General features: G+C 56.1%; 15 protein-coding genes. 8 read left to right on the top strand and 7 right to left on the bottom strand.

The window, feature by feature from the left end:
• Positions 1 to 9 precede the first annotated feature (9 nt).
• A complete protein-coding gene (prlC, locus tag IBT46_RS20595) occupies positions 10 to 2,052 on the top strand; it encodes an oligopeptidase A (protein WP_200547196.1) in 2,043 nt (680 codons plus the stop codon).
• Between the two features lie 6 nt (positions 2,053 to 2,058).
• On the top strand, positions 2,059 to 2,811 hold the full coding sequence (rsmJ, locus tag IBT46_RS20590) for a 16S rRNA (guanine(1516)-N(2))-methyltransferase RsmJ (protein ID WP_200547195.1): 753 nt from the start codon (positions 2,059 to 2,061) through the stop codon (positions 2,809 to 2,811).
• Between the two features lie 88 nt (positions 2,812 to 2,899).
• On the opposite strand, the gene IBT46_RS20585 is transcribed toward rsmJ, so the two are convergent.
• Positions 2,900 to 4,096, bottom strand: a complete 1,197-nt coding sequence (locus tag IBT46_RS20585) for an NAD(P)/FAD-dependent oxidoreductase (protein ID WP_200547194.1) — start codon at positions 4,094 to 4,096, stop codon at positions 2,900 to 2,902.
• A 133-nt stretch (positions 4,097 to 4,229) separates the two neighbouring features.
• On the opposite strand from IBT46_RS20585, the gene IBT46_RS20580 reads away from it, so the two are divergent.
• On the top strand, positions 4,230 to 4,733 hold the full coding sequence (locus tag IBT46_RS20580; RefSeq protein WP_200547193.1) for an Rrf2 family transcriptional regulator: 504 nt from the start codon (positions 4,230 to 4,232) through the stop codon (positions 4,731 to 4,733).
• 38 nt (positions 4,734 to 4,771) lie between these two features.
• Here the strand turns inward: IBT46_RS20580 and uspA are convergent, their stop codons facing one another.
• On the bottom strand, positions 4,772 to 5,209 hold the full coding sequence (uspA, locus tag IBT46_RS20575) for a universal stress protein UspA (RefSeq protein WP_105595727.1): 438 nt from the start codon (positions 5,207 to 5,209) through the stop codon (positions 4,772 to 4,774).
• A gap of 332 nt (positions 5,210 to 5,541) precedes the next feature.
• Between uspA and uspB the strand changes: the two genes are divergently transcribed.
• A complete protein-coding gene (uspB, locus tag IBT46_RS20570; protein WP_200547192.1) occupies positions 5,542 to 5,877 on the top strand; it encodes a universal stress protein UspB in 336 nt (111 codons plus the stop codon).
• Between the two features lie 82 nt (positions 5,878 to 5,959).
• On the opposite strand, the gene pitA is transcribed toward uspB, so the two are convergent.
• The gene (pitA, locus tag IBT46_RS20565; protein ID WP_200547191.1) at positions 5,960 to 7,459 is read right to left on the bottom strand and encodes an inorganic phosphate transporter PitA; all 1,500 of its coding nucleotides are present in this window, start codon (positions 7,457 to 7,459) and stop codon (positions 5,960 to 5,962) included.
• A 242-nt stretch (positions 7,460 to 7,701) separates the two neighbouring features.
• On the opposite strand from pitA, the gene IBT46_RS20560 reads away from it, so the two are divergent.
• On the top strand, positions 7,702 to 8,886 hold the full coding sequence (locus IBT46_RS20560) for an NAD(P)/FAD-dependent oxidoreductase (RefSeq protein ID WP_200547190.1): 1,185 nt from the start codon (positions 7,702 to 7,704) through the stop codon (positions 8,884 to 8,886).
• Between the two features lie 61 nt (positions 8,887 to 8,947).
• On the opposite strand, the gene IBT46_RS20555 is transcribed toward IBT46_RS20560, so the two are convergent.
• Positions 8,948 to 9,160 carry a hypothetical protein gene (locus IBT46_RS20555; RefSeq protein WP_200547189.1) on the bottom strand — a complete coding sequence of 71 codons (213 nt, stop codon included), beginning with the start codon at positions 9,158 to 9,160 and terminating at the stop codon, positions 8,948 to 8,950.
• A gap of 160 nt (positions 9,161 to 9,320) precedes the next feature.
• Positions 9,321 to 9,782: a helix-turn-helix domain-containing protein gene (locus IBT46_RS20550; protein WP_200547188.1), complete on the bottom strand. Its 462-nt coding sequence runs from the start codon at positions 9,780 to 9,782 to the stop codon at positions 9,321 to 9,323.
• Between the two features lie 326 nt (positions 9,783 to 10,108).
• Between IBT46_RS20550 and IBT46_RS20545 the strand changes: the two genes are divergently transcribed.
• Complete coding sequence (locus IBT46_RS20545; protein WP_200547187.1) at positions 10,109 to 10,744, top strand: hypothetical protein; 636 nt, start codon at positions 10,109 to 10,111, stop codon at positions 10,742 to 10,744.
• Between the two features lie 42 nt (positions 10,745 to 10,786).
• Here the strand turns inward: IBT46_RS20545 and IBT46_RS20540 are convergent, their stop codons facing one another.
• On the bottom strand, positions 10,787 to 11,479 hold the full coding sequence (locus IBT46_RS20540) for an aspartate/glutamate racemase family protein (protein ID WP_200547186.1): 693 nt from the start codon (positions 11,477 to 11,479) through the stop codon (positions 10,787 to 10,789).
• Between the two features lie 127 nt (positions 11,480 to 11,606).
• On the opposite strand from IBT46_RS20540, the gene IBT46_RS20535 reads away from it, so the two are divergent.
• Together IBT46_RS20535 and IBT46_RS20530 are read left to right on the top strand one after the other, a co-directional pair.
• On the top strand, positions 11,607 to 12,488 hold the full coding sequence (locus IBT46_RS20535) for a LysR family transcriptional regulator (protein ID WP_234480219.1): 882 nt from the start codon (positions 11,607 to 11,609) through the stop codon (positions 12,486 to 12,488).
• Between the two features lie 231 nt (positions 12,489 to 12,719).
• A complete protein-coding gene (locus IBT46_RS20530; protein WP_200547185.1) occupies positions 12,720 to 14,438 on the top strand; it encodes an ABC transporter ATP-binding protein in 1,719 nt (572 codons plus the stop codon).
• A gap of 683 nt (positions 14,439 to 15,121) precedes the next feature.
• On the opposite strand, the gene IBT46_RS20525 is transcribed toward IBT46_RS20530, so the two are convergent.
• The gene (locus tag IBT46_RS20525; RefSeq protein WP_200547184.1) at positions 15,122 to 16,513 is read right to left on the bottom strand and encodes an APC family permease; all 1,392 of its coding nucleotides are present in this window, start codon (positions 16,511 to 16,513) and stop codon (positions 15,122 to 15,124) included.
• Positions 16,514 to 16,682: the final 169 nt, after the last annotated feature.

Here is a 16,682-nt window from a genome sequence, read left to right as displayed (position 1 = left end):
TACTGCGCTATGACCAACCCGTTACTTTCTTCGTTTACTCTTCCTCCGTTTTCCGCCATCAAGCCTGAACATGTGGTTCCCGCCGTGACCCAGGCACTGGATGATTGCCGTGCGGCGGTTGAGAAAGCTGTTGCCCAGGGTGCGCCTTACAGCTGGGATAACCTGGTGCAGCCGCTGGCAGAAGTCGACGATCGTTTAAGCCGCCTGTTCTCCCCGGTCAGCCACCTGAATTCGGTAAAAAACAGCCCGGAGCTGCGCCAGGCCTACGAACAAACCCTGCCGCTGCTGTCGGAATACAGCACCTGGGCGGGCCAGCATGAAGGGCTTTATCAGTCATATCGCGATCTGAAAGAGGGCAGCCACTACGCCGCACTCGATCTGGCACAGAAAAAAGCCGTCGATAACGCGCTGCGTGATTTCGAACTGTCCGGTATCGGTCTGTCGAAAGAGAAGCAGCAGCGCTACGGTGAAATCGCCGCACGCCTCTCCGAGCTGGGGTCGACCTACAGCAACAACGTGCTGGATGCGACCATGGGCTGGAGCAAGCTGATTAGCGATGAAAGCGAACTGTCCGGAATGCCGGAAAGCGCGCTGGCTGCCGCGAAAGCGCAGGCGGAAGCGAAAGAGCAGCAGGGCTGGTTGCTGACCCTGGACATCCCAAGCTATCTGCCGGTGATGACCTACTGCGACAACCAGGCGCTGCGTGAAGAACTGTACCGCGCCTACTCGACTCGTGCGTCTGACCAGGGTCCAAACGCCGGGAAGTGGGACAACAGCGAAGTGATGGCCGAAGAGCTGGCCCTGCGCCACGAGCTGGCCCAGCTGCTGGGCTTTGACTCCTTCGCGCATAAATCACTGGCGACCAAGATGGCGGAAAGCCCGGCGCAGGTAATCGACTTCCTGACCGATCTGGCGAAACGTGCGCGTCCGCAGGCGGAGCAGGAGCTGGCCGAGCTGCGCGCTTTTGCGAAAAAAGAGTTCGGCGTGGACGAGCTGCAGCCGTGGGATCTGACTTACTACGGTGAAAAGCAGAAACAGCACCTGTACTCGATCAGCGACGAGCAGCTGCGCCCGTACTTCCCGGAGCAGCGTGCGCTGAGCGGCCTGTTTGAAGTGGTGAAACGCATTTACGGCATCACCGCCAGCGAACGCAACGATGTCGATGTGTATCACCCCGACGTGCGTTTCTTCGACCTGTTTGACGAAAGCGGCGAGCTGCGCGGCAGCTTCTATCTGGACCTTTACGCACGCGAGCACAAGCGCGGCGGTGCCTGGATGGATGACTGCGTTGGCCAGATGCGCAAAGCCGACGGCAGCCTGCAAAAGCCGGTGGCCTATCTGACCTGTAACTTCAACCGCCCGCTCGGCGGCAAGCCTGCGCTGTTTACCCACAACGAAGTGACCACCCTGTTCCATGAGTTCGGTCACGGCCTGCACCATATGCTGACCCGCATTGAAACCCCGGGCGTATCCGGCATCAGCGGTGTGCCGTGGGATGCGGTCGAGCTGCCGAGCCAGTTTATGGAAAACTGGTGCTGGGAGCCGGAAGCGCTGGCGTTTATCTCCGGTCATTATGAAACCGGTGAGCCGCTGCCGCAGGAACTGCTGGAAAAAATGCTGGCCGCGAAAAACTACCAGGCCGCGCTGTTTATCCTGCGCCAGCTGGAGTTCGGCCTGTTTGACTTCCGCCTGCATACCGAGTTCGACCCGGCGAAAGGCGCACAGATCCTGGAAACGCTGAAAGAAGTGAAAGCGCTGGTTGCCGTAGTGCCGGGTCCATCGTGGGGCCGCTTCCCGCACGCCTTCAGCCACGTCTTTGCCGGTGGCTATGCCGCAGGCTACTACAGCTATCTGTGGGCGGATGTGCTGGCCGCGGATGCGTACTCGCGCTTTGAACAGGAAGGGATCTTCAACCGCGAAACCGGGCAGTCATTCCTCGATAACATCCTGACGCGCGGCGGTTCCGAAGAGCCAATGGAGCTGTTCAAACGCTTCCGTGGCCGCGAACCGCAGCTGGATGCGATGCTGAAACACTACGGCATCAAGGGATAAGCGGTTTTGAACATCTGTTTACTGGATGAAACGGGCACCGGAGACGGTGCCTTATCTATTCTGGCCGACCGCTGGCAGTTGACGCATGACGACAGTGCGTTAATGGCGCTGGTGATGACCGCCACGCACCTTGAACTGCGCAAGCGCGACGAGCCAAAGCTCGGTGGCATTTTCGTGGATTTCGTCGGCGGTGCGATGGCACATCGCCGCAAGTTCGGCGGCGGGCGCGGTGAGGCGGTGGCAAAAGCCGTCGGCATTAAAAGCGGCTATCTGCCGGAAGTGGTTGATGCCACTGCGGGGCTGGGGCGCGATGCGTTTGTGCTGGCATCCGTGGGCTGTCGCGTGAGAATGCTGGAGCGTAATCCGGTGGTGGCGGCACTGCTGGATGACGGCCTGGCGCGCGGCTATGCCGATGCGGAGATTGGCCCGTGGCTGCGCGAGCGGCTGACGCTGCTGCACGCCTCCAGCCTGACGGCGCTGACGGATATCACGCCGCGCCCGCAGGTGGTGTACCTTGATCCGATGTTTCCACACAAACAGAAAAGTGCGCTGGTGAAGAAAGAGATGCGGGTGTTTCAGTCGCTGGTCGGGCCGGACCTCGATGCCGACGGGCTGCTGCAACCTGCGCGTCAGCTGGCGACCAAACGCGTTGTCGTAAAGCGCCCGGACTATGCGCCGCCGCTGGCCGATGTGGCCACGCCGAACGCGGTGATAACCAAAGGCCATCGCTTTGATATTTATGCGCCGTTAACAGCGTAACGGCGCGGTCGTAATGTTGGGCACAGCCTGGGGATTAGCACCCGGGCTGTGCTTTTTTTGCCTTTAGCCCGTGCGGGTTAGGCTGCGATCACACAAACGGCGCGAGCGGGTCGGCGATCCTGAACGCGGTGGCCTTATCCGCTGCCGGTGGGTAGATCAGTTCGCTGACGATCGACACTTTCAGCTTTTTCGCTTCCGACCGCGTCAGCTTAACCTGCTGATCCCAGCCTTCGCTATAGACCGCGCCCCACGCACCCAGATCGAGGCAGGTGACGTAGTTTTCCTGACGATAAGGCAGCGGCGCGATATCCAGCAGGCTCGCCGCGGCGTTATTACCGGCAAATTTACCAAGCTGAATCGCGTGCTGGCAGGTCATCAGCGCGTGGTTGCCGCTGTCGTCGGTGGCGGCATAGGCCACGTCGCCGGTGGCATAAATCTCTTCATGACCGATGACCTGTAGCTGGGTGTTAACATGCAGGCGGCCCTGGCGATCGCGCGGTGCGTCAATCTGCGCCGTCAGATCGTTGGCCTGTACGCCAACGGTCCAGATAACGGTCTGCGCGGCAATTGTCTGCCCGTCTTTCAGCGTCACGCCCTCCGCCGTCACCTGCTCCACTTCCGCATTGACCTTCCACTCCACGCCCAGCTCGGTGGAAGCCTCGATAATCACATTGCGTAGCTCCTCGCTGAATCGCGCGGCTGGCTGAGGGCCGCGTTCAATGACCACCACGCGGGTTTTTGCCTGGGCACCAAGGATCTCCCGCAGGCGTGCCGGAAGTTCGGTCGCCATCTCAATACCGGTAAAGCCACCGCCGCAGACCACCACGGTGTTGCGTGTTGGGCTATCCGGACGCTGAGCCAGGCCGTTAAGGTGCTGCTCCAGGACTTCGGCGCTCTCCAGTTGGTCGAGGTCAAACGCGTGCTCTGCCACACCCTCTACCTGTGAACGATTAACGTGGCTGCCGCTGGCCAGAATCAGGCGGTCATAGCGCTGCTGCTGCGTCATGCCGGATTCGTCACGCCAGCTTACCCGGCGAGCCGCCGCATCGATCTGGCTGACCGTGCCGCGCAGGAAATTCACCCCGGTGACGTCGAACAGCGGCTGCAAAGGGGTAACCAGCGAACGCACGGCGCTTTCATAAAAACGCGGGCGCACGCGCAGCTCCGGCTGTGGGGCGATCACGGTGATGTCGATATCGGCATTGCCCTCTGCCAGCCGTGCGGCGCTCAGCGCTGACCACATACCCGAGAAACCTGCACCGACGATCAGAATCTGTTTACGCATTTTACTGTCACTCTTGTTACGGTTATTAACTAGGATTATATTTGTCGGAGTTTGAAGAAGCAAAGGTGATTTGTGCGCAAGGTGGCGCTGAAAACGCTACACTAGCGCGAGTTAACAGGGTTGAGATAAGTACATGGCTTTCTATAGTTCTGGCGTTGAGTACGGCATTCACAGCCTGATGTTTATGGTTGATAGCAGCGGGGACGCGCGTGAAATGAGCGTGCGGGAGATTGCCGATCTGCAAAATGTGCCCTACGACTATCTGGCCAAGATCTTTACCCGCCTGTCAAAAGCGGGGCTGGTGCGCAGCAGCGAAGGCAAGGGCGGCGGTTTTCAGCTGGCGCTGCCTGCCGCCAACATTACGCTGCTCGACGTGGTGAACGCCATTGACGGCGAAAAACAGGTGTTTACCTGCCGTGAGATCCGCCAGCGCACGGTGATTTTTGATGAAGCCCCGCCGGAGTGGGCCTGTTCAGGAATTTGTGGGGTGCGTTCGGTGATGGACATGGCGCAACAGCGCATGGAAGAGTCGCTGGCGCAGCACTCTATTCTGGATTTAGCGCTGAAGATGTATCGCAAGGCGCCGCAGACGTTCGTGGTGGAAGTCCAGGACTGGATTGAAGCACGGCGGCAATAAAAAGGCCGGGCGAACCCGGCCTGTGCAAGACAACGAGCTTAGTCTTCGTCTTCGTCGTTCAGCGGCACAATCAGCATATCAATGTGCACGGTATTGATCAGCTGGCGGGCGGAAGACATCAGTTTGCTCCAGAAGTCCTGATGGTGGCCACAGACCACTAAATCCACCTGATACTGCTTAATCGCATCAACCAGCACCTGGCCGAGATCGCCGCTGCCGCTAAGGGTTTCAGCAATCGGATAACCGGCACTGTTAGACAGCTCGGTCAGCGCGGTGTGGGTTTCTTCCGAAATCCGTTTCTGCATATCACCCAGATTAACGTCGATCAGACCGGTGTAGAGGTCGGAATAATTCACATCAACGTGGATCAATGAGACTTTTGCATCATAAGGGCGAGCCATCGATACTGCTTTATCAACCAGCAGTTTACTCTCAGGCGACAGGTCAACAGCAATCAGAATATGTTTGTAAGCCATGATGAATACTCCTTTTCGCGTAAGTTCTGATACATGCGGGATACGCTTGAGTATAGCGAAATTTGTTAAAGGATGTTGTGGCAGCCTGCGGTCTTTGCGAACAGGATCAACATGAATTTTCCTCCGTTTATCGCGGATGTCGTACAGAGTGCTGGAAAAATTTTGTGCAGATCTCCTACACTGATAAGAGGCGCCAGTCAGCGCTTTCTTATCGCCTCATCCGGCTGACCGCCGTATCGAGCCGATATCGATAACAGGGGCAGTTCAACCATCGCAGGGCGCAGAGGTTTGTCCGTCTGACGTTTTCTGTGGTGAATGGCCGGGAGGGGATCATGATCAGCACCATCGCGCTTTTCTGGGCTCTTTGTGTCGTTTGTGTGGTGAATATGGCGCGCTATTTCTCTTCGCTGCGCGCCTTGCTTGTGGTGTTACGCGGTTGCGATCCTTTGCTGTATCAGTACGTCGATGGCGCGGGATTTTTTACCTCGCACGGGCAGCCGGGCAAGCAGGTTCGGCTGGTGTACTACATCTGGGCCCAGCGCTATCTCGATCATCATGACGATGAGTTTATCCGCCGCTGTCGGCGCGTGCGCGGCCAGTTTATCCTGACCAGTTCCCTCTGCGGGCTGGTGGTTATCAGCCTGATTGGCCTGGCTATCTGGCATTAAGCGCGGCGTACAGCCATAAAAAAAGCGGACCGAAGTCCGCTTTCTACACTTTTTGCGTGACGGGTAACCCCGCCGCGCTGGCTTAAATCAGCTTCAGCGCAATCCAGTACAGCACACCGGAAAGAACAATCGATACCGGCAGGGTAAATACCCACGCCAGCAGGATATTCTTAATGGTGCGGCCTTGAACGCCACCGCCGTCAACCAGCATCGTACCCGCCACCGAGGAGGAGAGAACGTGAGTGGTTGAAACCGGCATGCCGGTATAACTTGCCACGCCAATCGAGACCGCCGCCGTCATCTGCGCCGACATTCCCTGAGCGTAAGTCATGCCTTTCTTACCGATTTTTTCACCGATAGTGGTAGCAACACGACGCCAGCCAACCATCGTACCTAACGATAGGGCCAGTGCCACCGCGATGATAATCCACACCGGAGCGTACTCGATGGTGTTCAGCAAATCGCCTTTCAGCTTGGTCAGGAAGCGTTTATCTTCCGCGCTGGTTTCCGGCAGCTTGGCTGCTTTTTCCGCCGTATCCGAGATACACATCAGCATGCGGCGCAGATGGCTGCGCTGCTCAACGGTCAGTGAATCGTAGCTGGACAGGTCGTTCAGCAGTCCCTGAGCACGCTGGATAACCGGCAGCGCGCGCGCGGCATCACAGTGGAACTCCTGAGGACCGGACGGCACTTCTTCCGGCGACGGAATCGCCGGTGGCGACATCTGAATGATGTGCGTCAGCGAAGCGGCATGCTGCTGGTAATACTGCTCCAGATGGTTAACGGCATCACGCGTACGGGTGATGTCATAACCGGTGGAATTCATATTGACCACGAAGCCTGCCGGCGCCACGCCAATCAGCACCAGCATAATCAGACCAATGCCTTTCTGGCCGTCATTTGCACCGTGTGAATAGCTAACGCCAATCGCGGAAACGATCAGAGCGATACGGGTCCAGAACGGCGGCTTTTTCTTGCCATCGATCTTTTCACGTTCCGCTGGCGTCATGTGGACACGCATACGCTTTTTGTTCCCGCTCCAGTAACGGCGCAGCAGGAACACCAGTCCGCCAGCAACAACCAGGCCAACAATCGGCGAGATAATCAATGACATAAAGATGCCAATCATTTTCGGCACGTTCAGCGCATCAACCACCGAAGTTCCGGTCAGCAACGCGTTAGTCAGGCCGATACCGATAATGGCACCAATCAGGGTGTGGGAGCTGGAAGCCGGTAACCCAAAATACCAGGTTCCGAGGTTCCATATAATGGCGGCAAGCAGCATGGAAAAGACCATTGCCAGCCCGTGAGCCGATCCAACGTTCAATAACAGATCGGTGGGTAACAGATGGACAATGGCATAAGCTACGCTCAGGCCGCCCAACAGTACACCAAAGAAGTTGAACACCCCTGCCATGACGACCGCTAACTGCGAACGCATTGCACGAGTGTAGATCACGGTTGCGACCGCGTTGGCTGTATCGTGGAAGCCGTTAATCGCTTCATAAATCAATACAAACAACAAAGCCAGAACCAGTAACAAGCCGGTATGAAAATCAAGACCAGCAAATAGATGTAGCATAAGCGTTACGCCATTTTGGAGGACATGAACGCGGCGCATTATCAGCGACAAACCGCACTGGGGGAAAGTGAAATATAGACTTTTTTTGACATTAATGTGTCACTATAGTGACAATACCCTAAGAAAATTATGGTAAATCATTAAGTTACAAATTGTTTCCGCTGAGGTTTCCCCTGATGCTGGTATCCCTCCCGCCAACTCTCTACAATCAGCGTTTTTGTCGGGCAGTGCCGGGGTGAGCAGTGGAAAAATATGACGTTATCGTAATTGGCGCAGGGGCTGCGGGCCTGTTTTGTGCGGCGCAGGCGGGCCAGAAAGGGCTGCGCGTACTGCTGATTGATAATGGCAAAAAGGCCGGGCGTAAAATCCTGATGTCCGGCGGTGGCCGCTGCAACTTCACCAATCTGTATACCGAACCGGCGGCCTACCTGTCGCACAACCCCCACTTTTGTAAATCCGCACTGGCGCGTTATACGCAGTGGGATTTTATCGATATGGTGAACCGCCACGGCATTGCCTGGCATGAGAAAACTCTCGGCCAGCTGTTCTGCGATGATTCTGCCCAGCAGATTGTCGATCTGCTGCTGAAAGAGTGCGAGGCGGGAAACGTGACGCTGCGGCTGCGCAGCGAAGTGATGTCCGTGGTGCGTGGCGATTCGGGCTATACGCTTCAGCTCAACGGCGCTGAGGTGCAGGCGGAAAAACTGGTGATTGCCAGCGGCGGTCTGTCGATGCCGGGACTGGGGGCATCGCCGTTTGGCTATAAAATTGCCGAACAGTTCGGGCTGAAGGTGTTCCCGACCCGCGCCGGACTGGTGCCGTTCACCCTGCACAAGCCGCTGCTGGAACAGCTACAGACGCTTTCCGGCGTGTCGGTGCCGTCGGTGATGACGGCGGAGGACGGCACGGTGTTTAAAGAGGCGCTGCTGTTTACCCACCGCGGCCTGTCCGGCCCGGCGGTGCTCCAGCTTTCCAGCTACTGGCAGCCGGGTGAGTTTGTCACCATCGATCTGTCGCCGCAGCAGGATATCGATGCGTTTATTAATGAAGAGCGTAATCAGCACCCGAATCAGAGCCTGAAAAATACCCTGGCGAAACTGCTACCGAAGCGGCTGGTCGAGTGCCTGCAGCTGCTGGGCCATGTGCCGGAATGCACCCTGAAGCAGCTCAACAGCCGCCAGCAGGGCGAGCTGGTGACGACGCTGCACCAGTGGCGCGTGCAGCCGAACGGCACCGAAGGCTATCGCACCGCCGAAGTGACCCTGGGCGGCGTGGACACCACACAGCTTTCCTCGAAAACCATGGAAGCCCGCGACGTGCCGGGGCTGTACTTTATTGGCGAAGTGGTGGACGTTACCGGCTGGCTGGGCGGCTATAACTTCCAGTGGGCGTGGAGTTCGGCCTGGGCTTGTGCGCAGGCGCTGTGATGTTTTAAGGACGGAAAATTCAGTCGATATCTGGTTGTTTTTTCCTCAATAAGGGAGATTATCACAGCATTGACTGGTAATTTTCCATTGCCTTTATGGTCATGGGGAGTCCCTGACGGAGTAATGCTGTCAGATACTCTTCCACGTTAACAGGCGGTTTCCTCATACTCATTCGCTGTTCTGCGACTGCCTGCAGCGCCAGCGCGTGGTTTAAGTCGAACAGATCTGAAATAAACTCATCCGGATGGAGCGATTCAATGTCGAATTCAACCATCCGTGAAGCCGGGAAGTTCTTCAGATTGAGCGTTACAATTACCTCTGCATTGCACCGTACTGGGCAGCAACAACATGGCGATCGTCAGGATCGGGAAGGTTGAGGCTCCCAATCAGATTTTCATAGCCTGTAACTATCGCATCGGGGATTGCCTGATTCATCAGTAAAGTCCAATTTCCTGACTGAGGTCGGACAGTTCCTGCATAGCCTTTTGGCTATTGGTGTCGCGTTGATCTTTAAATTTCATCAGATCTGCAAACAGTACGCGGCGATGTCGACCTGTTTTGTGGAAAGGTAACGCGCCATCTTCCAGCAGTTTCACCAGGTGCGGGCGCGAAACGTTCAGAATATTGGCTGCTTCCTGCGTCGTTAACTCAGCGTGCACTGGCACAATCTGCACGGCATTACCTGCTGCCAGCTCACCAAGAATCGTCATCAGCAGCGTCAGTGCAGAAGTGGGTAACTCAATCTGGTGAGTATTATTATCAGCGTCCTGAATGGCAATTTTTTGCGTTTCCAGCCTGGTAGACAGATAGGTCGCAAGCGCTCTTTGTCCACGGATTGCCACCTCAATTTCCTCAGGCGCTGGGAGGCTCAAGCTTTTAAGAATTGAGTTTGTCATGATTATCTCATTGAATAGTGGCATTTTTTATCTGGTTTGTTGTGCGATACCCGCAGGGAGTATTCACTAAACCAGATTATACGAAATAAACGAAAATAACAATAAACGAAATATTCGAAAATTGATGGCCCTGCTTATCTACTGCCCGGCTGCGTACGGGTACGCTCCGAATGACGATGTAGAATGACTTACGATGGGCGTTTTATTCAGCATCTCGATAGTTCGCAGCAGAATGCTTTGTCTGAAAAGCCATGGATCGGCTGATTTCGCCCTTTGTAAATGCTAAGGTGCTCGGCTGTTATGGCGATTTTGAGATGAAGGGCTGAATGATGGAAGTGTTAAGCTCCAGCGATCCACTTTACACCTTATTCATGCACCCGAAATCAAAGCTGATCGTCAGCCGGTTCCGCAGCCTGGCCGGTGAAAAGAAGATGAGCGAGTGGCAGGTTTTTAACGTGCTGCTGGCGGGCTTTCTGAACTGCTGGGCCGTTAAATCTGACAACTTCAGCATTCATATCGACTTTGCCAAATCGAATAACTTCGATTTCCTGTTTGATAAGATCAATGTGACGGTGACGATTGAAGGCATGTCGGGGGAGAGTAATCTGCTGGGCCCGGACTTCTCGCTGCCACAGTACGATTCCCCCTATGAATTTTGCCGCCTGGTGAATAAAAAAGAGTACGACTCGCGCACCACCTATCTGGGCATGCACGGCAAGTCATATCATAAAGCCAACTTCCAGAGTCTGCCGCAGCCGGACGGGCACTCCGTCCTGACCTGGGAAGGCACGGTGATGGTGTATGACAAAGCCTTTTTCCATCCGAAAAACTACGCTACAACGCTGGGTTTTTTACAGGACGATCTGCATCGCACCGTCTTCGAGGCGTTAGTCAAAAGGTTCACCCAGTTCTCGGCACTGTATGATTATCTCTTCCGCCCGCTGCGCACCCGGGAAGCGTAATATCAATCCTCCGCTATGCATCACCGATCGAACCGGGTCGGCTTAATTCAGCAGTGCGGTGAACAGCGCATCAATATGAATCTCCACCGTGTCCAGGCCCCGTACCGGCAGTGCTTCCTCACCAAATAGAAGAGGCAGCTCGGTACAGCCTAAAATCACCGCTTCAATACCGTCTTCCTGCCGCATTCTTTCAATCACCGCGATGAACCGCTGGCGGGTTTGCGGATTAATGATGCCTTTCTCAAGCTCGTAGTGGATACGGTCGGCGATAAAATCGATTTCAGTTCGGGAAGGAATCGCGACGGTAATCCCTTTATCGATCAGCGGTTGTTTGAAAAAATCTGCCTCCATCGTAAAGCGCGTGCCCAGCAGCCCCACGTTTTTCAGCCCTTGCGTGACGACCGCGTCGCGGGTAGAGGCAATAATACTTACCAGCGGCACTGCCGATCTGGCCTGTAGCGCCTCAAAGACGATATGTGGCGTGTTGCCGGTCAGGGCGACGATCTCTGCGCCAGCGGCCACGAGGTTTTCAACCGCCTTTGCCAGATAATCGGTTAGCCCGGCGAAGTCGCTACGGCCGCACATCTCCAGCACCTGATAAACGTTGATGCTCTCAATGGTTAAGTTGGGAAAAAAGTCACCGCCGATCCGGCGGTTAGCTTCATAAACAAACTTACGGTAATAAAGCAGGGTCGATTCCGGGCCCGTGCCGCCAATGAATCCCAGTTTTTTCATCTCATCCTCGCTGTGGCCGCGGTGTTAAGCCGCAGCGCCTTAATCTGCGTCATTTTCCCGACGTTAAGGGATAGGAACTTTCATCACAATTGAATAAATTTGTGGCTGTAATTCAATTTTGGAGAAAATGATGGATATCGCCGACTTTCGCACCATTATCGCTCTGGTAGAGAGCGGCAGCATCACAGCGGCGGCTAACCTGCTCTGCCGCGTCCCCTCCGCCATTACCGCCCGGCTGCAGAATATAGAAAGCCAGCTGGGCACCACACTGTTTGTCCGGGCGAATCGACGCTTTATCCCCACCGCAGAAGCCAGAACGCTCTATGAGCATGCGCTGCAAATTATGCAGCTGGTGGCTACCGCCGAGCAGCAGGTTGCCCAGCCCGTACCGGGCGGCAGATTCCGACTGGGTGCGTTGGATAGCATGGCAGCAACCCGGCTCCCCGCACCGCTTGCCGCTTTGTATCGGCTTCATCGGGATATTGCGATTGAGCTGGAAACCGGGACCAGCCGCGATCTCTGTGATGCGGTGCTAGAGCACCGGCTGGATGCCGCTTTTGTTGCCGATGCCCGTGCCGATGACCGGCTTGAACGGATGGCGGTGTTTGAGGAAACGCTGGTGATCATCACGGCCAGCGGCTTTCCGCCGGTGACGTCGGCGGAGGATCTACAGAGGGAAACGCTGCTGGTTTTCCGCGATGGATGCTCCTATCGCGATCGCCTGACGGCCTGGTTCAGCCAGCATCAGCTTCGCCCGCATCGGCTGGCAGAAATGTCCTCCTATCACGCTATTCTCGGCGGGGTGAGCGCCGGAATGGGCATTGGCGTGGTGCCCGAGCCGCTGCTCAGCACCTTTCCTGCCCCGATGCCCGTCGAGGTTCATCCTTTTGACAGCAGCGGTAGCCGCATTGTGACGGAGCTGGTGTGGCGAAAAGAGGGGCTGACGGCCAATACCCGTGCGTTGATCGAGATACTGTCGCCGGACTATCGCGGCAACCACGGCATCTGACCAACGGTCACTGACGTACCTGCTATTCGCTGAATGCTTCCGCCAGATGCTGATTAAATAACCCTGAGATTATTCCCGGTTAACTTTCCGGGAATAGCTGCAAATTAATCCCTACGTTATTTGTGGCGTAATTAAAACGACTTGATATTCCCGCACAATGTTATAATCCCGCCGAAAATTACCGCACCCGCCGTCCGGCATTAAAAAATTATAGTGAATATTGAGGGAGTTATGCTCAGGCGTTTTTTTAGTTATTACGTACCTTACAAGAAGCTTTTTCTGCTCGATTTTGGCTGTGCCATTCTTGCCGGGCTGCTGGAGCTTTCCTTCCCGATGGCGGTTCGTGCCTTTATTGACAAGCTGCTGCCTGCCCAGGACTGGGTGATGATTATTGTTGCCTCGGTGGCGCTGCTGGCGATCTACCTGATTAATACCGGGCTGATGGCGGTGGTGAACTACTGGGGGCACGCGCTGGGCGTCGGGATTGAAACCGATATGCGCCAGCAGGCGTTCCAGCATTTGCAGAAGCTGTCGCTGGGCTATTACGACAACGTGAAAACCGGCCACATTATTACCCACGTCACCAAAGATCTGGAAGAAGTGGGGGAAATCGCCCACCACGGCCCGGAAGATCTGTTTATTGCGGTGATGACCTTTATTGGTGCCTTTATTCTGATGGCGACGGTGCATATGCCGCTGGCGCTGATGACCATTATTATCGTGCCGTCGATGACCTGGCTGGTCAGCCGGCACGGCAGCCAGATGACCAACACCTGGCGCAAGCTGTTTGGTCAGATCGGTGATTTCAACGCCCGCATCGAAGAGAGCATCGGCGGCGTGCGCGTGGTGAAGGCGTTTGCCAACGAGCATCAGGAAGAGAAGCTGTTTGCCCGCGATAACGTCAACTACAAAACCACCAAGCTGCAGGCCTACCGCATTATGACCGCCAGCATGACGCTGAGCTATCTCAGCACCCGTCTGGTTCAGCTGGTGATTATGGTGGCGGGCACGTGGTACGTGCTGAAGGGTGAGCTGAGCTACGGCGGGTTTATCGGTTTCCTGCTGTTGGTGGAAGTGTTCTTCCGCCCGGTGCAGAAGATTTCGTCAGTGATGGAGAGCTATCCGAAAGGGATTGCCGGTTTCCGCCGCTTCACCCAGCTGCTGGATACCGCGCCGGATATTACCGATAAGCCGGATGCACGCGTGGTCAGCGCGCTGAAGGGCGATATCGAGTTCGATAACGTTACCTTTGGCTACAGCGCGGGTTCAACGGTGCTGAAGGATTTGAATCTGACTATTCGCGCCGGTGAAACGGTGGCGTTTGTCGGGCCGAGCGGTGCGGGTAAAACCACGCTGTGCTCGCTGCTGCCGCGTTTTTATGACGTGCAGCAGGGGGTAATTCGGGTCGACGGTCTGGATATTCGCGATATGACCCAGCAGTCGCTGCGCGGTCAGATCGGGATTGTGCAGCAGGACGTGTTCCTGTTTGGCGGTTCGATTCGCGAGAATATTGCCTATGGTCGTCTGCACGCGACGGAAGAGGAGATCTGGCAGGCGGCGACCCGCGCGCGTCTGGCGGATTTGATCAACAGTTTGCCGGACGGTCTGGATACGATTGTGGGCGAGCGCGGCGTGAAGCTGTCCGGCGGTCAGAAGCAGCGTATTTCGATTGCTCGCGTGTTCCTGAAGAATCCACCGATTCTGATTCTGGATGAGGCGACGTCGGCGCTGGATACGGCGACGGAGCAGGCGATTCAGCAGTCGCTGTCCGAGCTGTCGGTGGGGCGTACGTCGCTGATTATTGCCCACCGTTTGACGACGATTCAGAATGCCGATCGGATTATTGTGGTGGACGATAGTGGGATTGTGGAGCAGGGCAGTCATAAGCAGCTGCTGGAGCGTCGCGGGCGTTATGCGCATTTGTATGATGCGCAGCTGACAAGGGCGTAGTTTTTTTGCGCTGAATGGTGACTGCGGTGACTGCGGTGACTGCGCGGACGGGTCGCGGCTACGGCTGGCGGTCCTCGCGCCGCTTCGCGATGCCTTCACTTTGTTCGTCAGCCTGTCGGACCGGCTCAGACGGCACATCCATGTGCCGACCGAGCCTTGCGCCCGCGTCCTGCGGGCTTATCCTGGCTTCCTCGCTTCGTTCAGCGCTGCGGATTGCCCGTCGTAGCCGCGACCCGTCCACGCCGTGACTGCTGAGTTGCTTTCAGAGCAAAACGAGCCTGTACATAAATTTGCATAACAAAGCCTGCTGCTGCCTTTCGCTACATTCCGGCTCAATATTCATATTGAGTACTTTCGACTGAACTGATCATTAAGCAGCGACAACAATGCCATGAAGGTGCACAGCCTCTGCCGGGGATACCGGGCAATCCGCAGCGCTGAGGTGGAAGCAGCTGGCCAGGAGACACCGACAGGACGTCGGTGTCAGGCGAAGTCGGGTCAGGGAAGACCCGTCTTCGGCGGTCCGCCCGGCCGGATGCTGTAACCGAAGGCATCACGCAGCGCGTGACGCGAGGACCGACCGGGAACCCCGGCAGAGGCTGGGAACCCTACACAATCTTGCCGCAATCCCGGCAGAGGCTGGGAACCCGGCACCGTTTTATCAACGACCCCAGCCTGAACACTCATTCCGCCCGCACCGCCCGACGTCTCCCCGACATCACATAACCGGCGCAGGCGCAGGCCGCAATAAACCACGGAATAAACTTAATCAGCGCCGAATCACTGCCGCTAATCAACTGCAGATTACCAATCACCAACACAATCGTTATCAGCATAAAAATAATCGCCAGCAGCGGAGCCCAGAACACCTGCCAGGCACTGTTATCATGCTCAACGCGATAACGGAAAAACACGATAACCGCCGCCGAAACCCCCACCTGCAACATCAGAATCGCCAGCGTGGCAATGGCCGAACCGAAGGCAAAAATATGCACCATCGGGTCCATATTGGTACTGCCCATCCCCGCCAACAGCAGCAGTAAAATCACGCTGTGCATATGGCTGGCCTTGTGCGGCGTTCCGTTGGTCGGATGCGTCTCCGACAGCTCCTTCCAGATCAACCCGTCGCGGCTGATGCTGTAGATATAGCGCGAAATATTGTTGTGGAAGGCCAGCGTGGCGGCAAACAGGCTGGTAATCAGCAGCACAGACATGGTTTCAACCGCCCACTGGCCGACGTACTGCCGGGTAATATCAAACACGAAGTTGCCGGGATCTTTACTGGCGATCGCCGCAATCTGCTCAAAGCCGTAAACCTGCACAAACGACCAGCTGGTGAAACAGAAGAAGGCGGTAATAATCACCAGCGCACAGATTGTGGCGCGTGGAATGGTTTTCTTCGGCTCCCGGCACTCCTCGGCATAGATTGCCGTGGACTCAAAACCGATAAACGCGGCGATGGAAAACACAAAGGCGATGCCGAGATTACCGTGCATAAACACCGACGGCTCAAATGAACTGAAATTCAGCGGGCCGCTCTTTTTCAACAGGATCATCACGTCGGTCAGCAGCACAATCGCCACCTCGGCCAGCATCAGCACGCCCAGCAGCTTGCCGCCGACCTCAACCCGCTTAATGCCCAGCACCCAGGCAATCACCGCAAACAGCATGCTCAGCGCCCACCAGGGAATATGGGCCGCCAGATGCTGCTCAAGGAACAGACTGCTGAAGAAACCGAGCATCGCCATAATTGCCGTCTGCACCGAGAAATAGGCCAGCAGTGCCAGCATGGAAGCCGATGCGCCCCAGCTTTCACCCAGCCCCTTTGAGATATAGGTGTAGAACGCCCCGGCATCGGTGACGTAGCGGCTCATGGTCAGGTAGCCAACGGAAAACAGCATCAGGATCAGGCAGGCGATAATATAAACCACCGGAATACCGCCGCCGTTTCCGGTGAAAATCGCCACCGGCAGCCCACCGACTACCCCGGTAAGGGGGGAGGCCGCCGCCACAACAAAGAACACCAGGGAAGAAAGTCCGAGGGTATTTTTTCGTAAACCGCTTGAGTTACTCATCGCCAGCGCCTTATTGCAGAGTGAAATCGAACCCAGAGATGTGAGCTTTCTGAGCAGGAAACTGATATGCATCATTTCTCAGCGGTGAGGGCGGCGATAGAAAAAATCGGACAGCACGGCGGTGCAACAGCTGCACCATTTCAGTGCTACTTTCTGCTAACGGGTCGCT

Source organism: Erwinia sp. S38, from assembly GCF_016624545.1.
GTDB classification, from domain to species: domain Bacteria; phylum Pseudomonadota; class Gammaproteobacteria; order Enterobacterales; family Enterobacteriaceae; genus Erwinia; species Erwinia coffeiphila.
This window is presented reverse-complemented; position numbering and strand designations above follow the sequence as displayed.